We start from the raw sequence: 8,005 nt of genomic DNA, 5'->3' as shown, positions 1-8,005 counted from the left end.
TCCGCTCAGTCACGGTCACGCTCGTCTGGGAGCACGACGACTGGAAGCTGTACGGCACCTCGGACACGGCAGGGCTCGTCGCCCCGCTCGACTACCGGCAGGCGACCAACGCCGCGTCCGACTTCGCGGACTACGCGACGGACAAAGCCGAGGACCCCGTCGTGAGCGGCGTGGTCGGCCCGAGCGGCTTCCCGGCGCCGTACCGGCACAGCGAGGCGGGGGCCCGCGCGGCGGCCACGAGCGCGGTCATGCTCTACGGGGATCCCCGGTTCTTCACCGACACCTCGTGGCGTCACCGGATGCTCGCGGCCACGGCCGCCCCGGACGTCCTGCCGTCGGTCCGCTCCGACGCCGACGCGACGGCGCGGACGGTCATGGAGAACCGAGGAGTCGGCGAGGACCGCAGGACCGTGGACGGCGGCCTCCTGGTCACCAGGACCGGCGCCCTGGCGACCCGCTCCGTGGCCTGCTCCGCCCGGACGGCCACCGTCGAGCTGTGGACGGCCTCCGTGGGGGGCGTCGCGGGCAAGGACGAGACGCAGCGTCCACAGGTCGCGTTCCTGCGGATGACCGTGGACCTCGTCTGGGTCGGCGGAACGTGGAAGACGACGTCGGTCGCGCCGTCGGATCCCCTGGTGCCCCGGCCTCCCTCCGGCGAGGAGTCCTCCTCGGCCGACGGCTTCGCGGAAGTGGGAGGGGTGAGCGATGCGCCTGCGCTCGCGTGAAGACGCTCCGGGTCTGCCGGCCGTCGAGCGGTGCGCGCCTCGCGGCAGCCGGTTCCGTCGCGGGGCCGCAGTCCTGGGGCTCGCACTGGTGGCCGAGTTCGCCTTCGTCCCGCCCGCGATGGCCGACCCGCTCTGCTACATCCCGACGGTCTGCGAGGTGAGGGCCGCCGTCGACTTCGCCACGGACCCCTTGGGATTCCTGCTGCAGAAGCTCACCGAGGCGAACATCTGGTTCCTGCGCAAGATGCTGGCGCTGGTCGACGACACGACGAGGATCGACCTGACCGGCAGCGGCTTCCTGAAGCAGTACGCGCTCGTCTTCGCCGCGAGTTCGCTGATCACCACGGCCCTGTGGTTCGTCGCGGTGGCCAAGCGGGCCGTCCGCGGCGTACCCGTCGTCGAGGCGGTCGGCGAGGCGATCGGGTTCCTGCTGCTCCAATACGTCGTGAACGCGCTGACCCCGGGGGCGATCGCTCTGCTCCTGAAGGCGACCGACGAGGTCACCGCCGTCTTCGAGCCGTACGCCACGAGGAACCTGCAGCCCTTCCTGGAGACGCTTCTCAAGGTGATGGCCGCCGACCCGAGCGAAGGCGTCGGACAGCTCCTGGTCGTGAACCTCGTCATGCTGTGCGGCGCGCTGCTGGTGTGGATCGAGATGCTCATCCGCAGCGCCGCGATCTACGTGGGGGTGGCTCTGGGGCCGGTCGTCAACGCGGGCCTCGTCGACCGGGATCTGTGGGGCAAGAGCAAGAAGTGGTTCGCCGCGCTCTTCGCGATCGCCCTGAGCAAGCCGGTGCTGCTCGCCCTGCTCGGGCTGGGCGCGGCGATCCTGAGCGACTCGACCGGCAGGCTCTCCGACGCGGTCTCCAAGACACTGGTCGGGGCGTTGATCCTGCTGATCGCCGTGTTCGCGTCCGGGACCCTGTACCGGTGGGTGCCCGTCTTCGGTGACGAGATGGTGCGGCTGCACCACGACCGGAAGGCCGTCCAGTCCGCCGGCCCCGCCTCCGTCGTCGACGGTCCGGCGCAGCACGCCAACCGGGTCATCGGCCTGCGTGTCCAGGACTCGCTGGTCCGCGGCGGCACGGGGCCGAGCGGCTCGGGCGGCACCCCGTCCGGGGCGGCGGGCAAGGGCGTCAGGGCGTCCACTGTCAGCAGTCGGGCCGGAGCGGCGAGCACCCGGGCCGCGGCCGGTTCGGCCGCCGTCGGCGCGGCCGCGGCGAAGGCCGGTGCGGATCTCGTGAAACGCAAGGCCGAGGACTCGCCCGGGATGCAGGGCGCGGAGACCGCGAACGGCGGCAACCGGCGGCCGGGCGGCGGGACCTCGGCAGCTCCGGCGACGGCACGCGGCCGAGGGGCGGACTCCGATCCGGCGGTCGGCTCCGGTACGGGCCTGCCGAGCGCTGCCGGGACCGGCACGCCCACCGGGACTCCCGCCGGGGTCCGCCACCCGGCGGGCGGCGCAGCACCCGTCGTCCGTCCGGTGCCGGCCGACGCGACCGCTCCTGCGGCGAGCGGCCCGCCGGCTCCCGCTCGCCCGGCACCGCCGGTTCCTCCTCCCGGCTCGTCCACCGCTCCCCGCCAGCCCGGTGACGCACCGTCCGTCGCCTCACCCACCGGCAAGGACAGCTGATCCATGTCTCGCACGTACCAGTTCGGAAAGCACCGCCCCACGGGCCTCGTCGGCCGCCGCGACCTCGGTGAACAGGTCGTCCTCGGCTGCGGCGCCGCCGCCAGCGTCGTGTGCGGCTTCGCCCTCAACGGCTCCCCGCTGCTGGCCGGCGCCGGCCTGACGCTGCCCGTCGTGCTCGCGCTCGTCGTGGTGTACGCGCCGTACCGGCCCAAGGGAACGTCGCAGCGCCGGACGATCTACCGGTGGTGGCGCATCATGCGATACCGCCGCAAGGCGCTGGCGCGCACGGGCGGCGTGTGGGTCTCCCCCGCGATCGAGGCGGGCGTACGCAGGGACGGGACGCCGCCGGACGCCGCCCTGGCGGAGCCGGAAGGCGTCGCCGGGATGACCTGGGTGCCCGTGACCGTGCGCGGTCACCGGGCCGTCGTCGTCCTCCAGCCCGAGGCCGGATGCGTCACCGCGACCCTGGAGGTCGCCTCCCCCGGCCTGGGCGGCAAGGAGGCCGGCGAACAGGTGGTCGCCCTGGAGCGGTGGGGCGAACTGCTGGACGCCTTCGGCAACACCGAGGAGCACCCGGTCAAGCGCATCCAGGTGCTCGCCCGGCAGATGAAGAGCGACCCCCACGCGCACCGGCGGTTCGTCGCCCGACGCGACGAGTCGGCGGCGGTCGCGAAGGTGCCCCGGTGGCTCAAGGACTCCTACGAGGCCCTGGCCGACGCGGTGAGCACGTCCGCGGAGGAGCACCGGTACTACGTCACCGCGCACGCCGGGTTCACCCGCGACCTCGCGGCGGAGGCCGCGGCCCGGGGCACCGGCGACGAGGGGGTCGCCGCGGCGATGGCGGCGTACCTCGAAGAGCTGTGGGCACGCTGCGAGGACGCCGACCTGTCGGTGATCGCCCCGCTCGACGAGGGGCGGCTGACCGCCCTCATCCGCAACAGCTACGACCCGGACCACCCGATCTGGGACACCGGCCTGCCCAGGGCGCACGCGTTCCCGCGCAACGTCGACGTCCGCCACGGCGAATACGTCGCCACCCGGGCCGCCGGGTCGACGCACAGCTGGTACCACGCGACCGCGGCCGTCGTCGGCTGGCCCACCACGCCGGTCGGTCCCGACTTCCTCTCCCCCCTGCTCGTCGGCATGCCGGACGTGATCCGCACGATCGCGATCACGCAGCAGCTGGAACCGAACGACAAGGCCGTGGAGCGGGCGCTCGCCGAGGACACCGACAACCAGGCCGAGATGCTCCGCGACCGCCAGCGCGGCAAGAACGTGGATCCGCGGGACGTGATCGCCGCGCAGGCCACCGGATCCCGCGGCATGGCCCTGGCCGCCTCGGGCGCCGCGGGCGCGGCCGTGGTCGGCTACATCACCGTCTCCGCGCGCAGCCCCGAGGAGCTGGAGCGGACCAAGCGCACCACGGCCTCGCGCGCCCGCGCCGCCCGCCTGCGGATCGAGTGGCTCGACCTGGAGCACGCCCGCGCCTTCGCCACCACCCTCCCGTTCGCCGGAGGCATCAAGTGATCGACCTGCTCGACCTCAACCCCCTCACGCCGATGCACGAGACCGTGCGGCGGCCCCTGCACACCGAGACGACGACGAGCCAGGCCCTCTACCTCCCGATCGCCCCGCCGACGCTCGGCACGGCCGGCGCCGTGATCGGACGTGAGCTGTACTCGGGCAAGGCCTTCATCTACTGCCCGTTCTGCGCGTTCGGCGACGGCCTGCCCGGCGGCAACATGATCGTGATGGGCGACACCGGCCGCGGCAAGAGCGCCCTCACCAAGACGTACGCCGCACGGCAGATCCGGCTCGGGCGCAGGGTCGTCGTCCTGGACACCAAGGAGCAGAAGGAACGCGAGGAAGGCGAGTGGGCCGCCCTGTGCCGCTCCGTCACCGGCCGGTCGCCGGTGAGGTTCGCGCCGGGCGGCGGCACCGGTACGGCGCGCATCAACCCGATGGACCCGACGATCGCCGGCAAGCGGCAGGTCGAGCTGGTCCGCACGATCGTCGAACTCGGCCTGGGCAAGCCGCTGGACGAGTTCGCCGGCTCGGCCCTGCGGCTGGCGATCCGTCAGGCCCGGCGGCGCGCCGACGCCGACGGCCGCACGCCGGTCCTCGCAGACGTCGCGGCCGCCCTGCGCTCACCCGACGCCGCGGACGCCCTCGCCAAGAAGCGCACCCGCGAGCAGCTCCTCGCCGACGGTCTCGAAGCGTCGTACGTCCTCGACCGGCTGTGCGGCAGCGACCAGGACGCCGCCGGCGACCTCACCGGCATGCTCGACGGGCCCACCAGCCTCGGCGTGGACCTCGACGCCGACATGATCGTCTTCGACCTGACCAGGATCCCGTCCGGCGGAGTCGCCATGACGATCCTCGTCGCGGTCATCTCCGTGTTCCTGGAGGAGGTCTGGCTGCGGCCCGTGTGCGAGTGCGGCACGGAGCCGGGCCGGCACGAACGCCGGGTCGTCGACGCGCACTCGGGAGCCTGGGAGCTCGGCGCCGCCCCGGCGACCGGCTGCCGTCGCTACACCCAGCGCAAGCGCATCCTGGTCTGCGAGGAGGCGTGGCACGTCCTCGGCACGCCCCGACTCGCCGCGCTCCTGGAGAAGTTCCTGAAGTTCGCCCGCGGTTACGGCCTCAGCTGCGTCTTCATCGTCCACCACCTCAGCGACATCGACGACAGCCCGGAGACGCAGGCCGCCCTGAAGATGGCGGACACCGTCGTCGTGTACTCGATGAAGAAGGCGGAGGCGGAGGACACGGCCCGGCGTCTGGGCCTGCCGGCGTGGACGGCCGAGCACATCACGCGTCTGCGTCGCGGCGTCGCGCTGTGGAAGGTCGGCGAGGTGATCTACCCGGGCGTCCAGCACCTCCTGACCGAGGCCGAACAGCACCTCTGCTTCTCGTCCGGCTCCATGACGGACCTGGCGACGACCGCCCCGGACCCGGCCTGACCGATCCGCACCACACCCCGTCCCCTACGAGACGACCATCGAACCGACCATGCCTCACGTCCCCGCTCAGCCCGTCACCTCGCCGACGTACGGCCACGCCGTACGGGACGCCATCGACCGCCTCCACGCCGAGGCCCTCCGTCTCACCCGGCGCGCGACCGGGCTCGCCCGCTTCCTGGACCGCGGCGCCTGCTCCGCCGCCGACCGCCGCGTGCGCACGGCCGCGGCCCGCATCCGGCGCGGCTCCGAGGCTGTGCACGCCGCCTTCCACACGGCTCCGCCGCGGTGTGCGGGACCCGGCGCGTCCGTCGCCCGCCTCTGCGGCCGACGCATGCGCCACCTGGCCGTCCGCCTGGCGAAGAGGGGGCGGTGAGGCCGTGCCCGGCGACGTCACGCTCGTCCTCTACGGGGCCGTCCTGCTGTGCGGCATCGCTCTTCTCGTCCTGAGCGTCGTGTCCGGTCGGCAGCGGCGCGACGCCGGCTTCGCCACCAAGGCCCAGCTCAGGCGCCACCTTTCTGCGAAGGCCGTCCTCCGGGCCGCGGAGATCCGCCCGTCCCTGACGACGGGCGCGGGCTCGCGGCCCCGAGTGCGGCCGACCGAACGGAACGGTCACCGCACGACCTGAGACCGACTCCCTCCGACACCGATTCGGGAACCCCCATGCACCGTCCTCGCTCTCTCGATCCACTCGACTTCGGCTACCCGCTGGGCGTCTCCCGGCGGCCGCGGGGCGTCCGCCTGTGGTCGCGAGCGGACAAGGCGTGCCGGGTCATCGGCCCCATGGGCAGCGGCAAGACGATGCGCTTCTTCGCCCCCACGATCCGCCGCTGGCGGGGGCCGGTCCTGGCCACGTCCACCAAGCCGGACCTCGTGGAACTCACGCTCGACGCCCGGCGCCGCGGCGACCGCCCGGTCCTGGTCTTCGACCCGCAGAACATCGTCCCGTCGCTGCCCCGCCTCCGTTGGTCGCCGATCGACGGCGCCGAGGAGACCGAGGTGGCCATGATGCGCGCCAAGGGCTTCGTCGCCGGTTCGCGCACGCCCGGCACGACGACGCAGTCCTCCGAAGGCAGCGTCTTCTACAAGGGGCAGGCCGCCAAGGTCCTCGCCGCGCTCCTGCACGCCGCCGCGCTGGACGGCGCCCGCCTCCCCGACGTTCTGCGCTGGGCCCGCAAGCTGACCGATCCGGCACCGCTCAGCATCCTGAGCACCCACCCCGGTGCCGGCCCGGGATGGGCGGAGATGCTGCGCACCTCGACCACGGGCGACAGCCGGACGGTGGGCAACACGGCGGTCACGCTCGAAGCGGCGCTGGAGCCTTTCCTCCACCGGTCGGTGCTCGACGCGTTGGAGGGCGACGACGAGGAGCCCACGGACTTCCGCGCGCTCCTGGACGCCGGAGGGACGGTCTACCTGCTGGGCAAGGACTCCGAGGTCAACTCCGTGGCCCCGCTGACGACCGCGATCGCCGAGGACCTGCTCGACCTCGCGGAGGCGCACGCCGTCGCCTCACCCGCCGGCCGGCTCGATCCTCCCCTGCTCGCCGCCTTGGACGAGGCCGCGAACATCGCCCCGATCCCGTCCCTCCGCCAGCGCGTCGCGGACGGCCGCGGTCGCGGCATCACCGTGATCTACGGCCTGCAGGGGTGGGCGTCGGCCCGCGCCCGGTTCGGCGAGGACACGGCGAACGAGCTGGCCTCGTACACGAACAACGTCGTCGTCTTCGGCGGCGCCAAGGACCCGACGTTCCTCAAGGAGATGTCCGACCTGTGCGGGCAGGTGGAGCGTCCACGCACGACGAGAACGACGACCCACGGTGGCCGCGGAGGCGAGTCGACCGCGACGCACATGGCCCTGGAGACGGTCCTGCGCAGCGACGAGATCAAGGCACTGCCTGAAGGACGCGCGCTCGTCCTGGCCGACAACCTGCCGCCTGTGATCACGCGTCTGGACGGCATGTGGACCTGGAGCTGCTGGCCGGAGATCGAAGCCCGCGTCAGAGATCTTCGCCGGGCCAACGAAGCCGTGCGCGTCGGCAGGCCGTCCTGACGCAGAACCGCATCAACGCTCACGTTATTTCCTGGACCGACCGTAAGGAGTCCGCTGCAGCGTGAGTTCGAACGTGTCCTCCGCTCTTCCACGCTTCCCCGAGCCACCAGCACTCATCGCCGAGTACATCGCCCGCAGGAGTACGTCACTCACAGATGAGCCACCGCCTTGGGATGTCGGCGCTCTGCCTCCTGATTTGCAGGATGTTCTGATCGAATGGCTCGACTCCGTGTGCCGCTGGCTGAACGAGACCTATGCGTGGCAACCGCACCACGTGATTCCGCCCTGTTGGGCCCAACACCCCCAACTCGTCTACGAAGTCGCCGCGCTCGCCTTCGCTCGTGCCGACGCGTACGACGATCCAGGGTCCGCGATCCTCTGGCACGAGCAGTACGAACGTTTCCTCCACCGCACGAACGGAGCGCTCGGCGAAGCCGGCAACGACTGCCGCGTAGGACGCCATGACCGCCGTCCAGCCCACTTCTACCTTCAAGAGCGGCCTACCGTCTCTTGAATCAGGCATGCGGTGAACAAACACTGGTGAGACTATCTGTCTTGGCCACCATGTGGGCTTAGTACTCCAGCAGGACTTTGCTGTCTGACCTGCGGGTTTCGCTGGGCGGCTGGAGTGTAGCGG

Annotated in this window: 8 protein-coding genes; all 8 read left to right on the top strand. The window is 72.3% G+C overall.

Going from position 1 to position 8,005, the window contains the following annotated elements:
- Positions 1–725, top strand: a 725-nt coding sequence (locus tag IE225_RS32250; RefSeq protein ID WP_190061221.1) for a hypothetical protein, incomplete at its 5' end; no start/stop codon positions are given.
- A gap of 88 nt (positions 726–813) precedes the next feature.
- Complete coding sequence (locus tag IE225_RS32245) at positions 814–2,358, top strand: hypothetical protein (protein ID WP_190061220.1); 1,545 nt, start codon at positions 814–816, stop codon at positions 2,356–2,358.
- Between the two features lie 3 nt (positions 2,359–2,361).
- Positions 2,362–3,885 carry an SCO6880 family protein gene (locus IE225_RS32240; protein WP_190061219.1) on the top strand — a complete coding sequence of 508 codons (1,524 nt, stop codon included), beginning with the start codon at positions 2,362–2,364 and terminating at the stop codon, positions 3,883–3,885.
- Entirely contained in the window at positions 3,882–5,318 is a 1,437-nt protein-coding gene (locus tag IE225_RS32235; RefSeq protein ID WP_190061218.1) for a putative type IV secretion/conjugal transfer ATPase, read from the top strand. Before IE225_RS32240 ends, IE225_RS32235 begins: the two co-directional genes overlap by 4 nt.
- A 49-nt stretch (positions 5,319–5,367) precedes the next feature.
- Positions 5,368–5,691, top strand: a complete 324-nt coding sequence (locus IE225_RS32230; RefSeq protein ID WP_190061217.1) for a hypothetical protein — start codon at positions 5,368–5,370, stop codon at positions 5,689–5,691.
- A 4-nt stretch (positions 5,692–5,695) separates the two neighbouring features.
- Positions 5,696–5,944, top strand: coding sequence for a hypothetical protein (locus tag IE225_RS32225; protein WP_190061216.1), 249 nt, complete (start codon positions 5,696–5,698; stop codon positions 5,942–5,944).
- A gap of 35 nt (positions 5,945–5,979) precedes the next feature.
- Positions 5,980–7,368: a type IV secretory system conjugative DNA transfer family protein gene (locus IE225_RS32220; RefSeq protein WP_190061215.1), complete on the top strand. Its 1,389-nt coding sequence runs from the start codon at positions 5,980–5,982 to the stop codon at positions 7,366–7,368.
- Between the two features lie 61 nt (positions 7,369–7,429).
- Entirely contained in the window at positions 7,430–7,882 is a 453-nt protein-coding gene (locus IE225_RS32215; RefSeq protein ID WP_190061214.1) for a hypothetical protein, read from the top strand.
- The last annotated feature ends 123 nt before the right edge of the window (positions 7,883–8,005 follow it).

It is taken from the genome of Streptomyces echinoruber, from assembly GCF_014651135.1.
Taxonomy (GTDB): domain Bacteria; phylum Actinomycetota; class Actinomycetes; order Streptomycetales; family Streptomycetaceae; genus Streptomyces; species Streptomyces echinoruber.
This window is presented reverse-complemented; position numbering and strand designations above follow the sequence as displayed.

What these genes read in the sequence shown, in the direction of transcription:
- IE225_RS32240 (WP_190061219.1), top strand. Translation starts at nt 2,362, where the DNA reads ATGTCTCGCACGTACCAGTTCGGAAAGCACCGCCCCACGGGCCTCGTC.
- IE225_RS32220 (WP_190061215.1), top strand. Translation starts at nt 5,980, where the DNA reads ATGCACCGTCCTCGCTCTCTCGATCCACTCGACTTCGGCTACCCGCTG.
- IE225_RS32230 (WP_190061217.1), top strand. Translation starts at nt 5,368, where the DNA reads ATGCCTCACGTCCCCGCTCAGCCCGTCACCTCGCCGACGTACGGCCAC.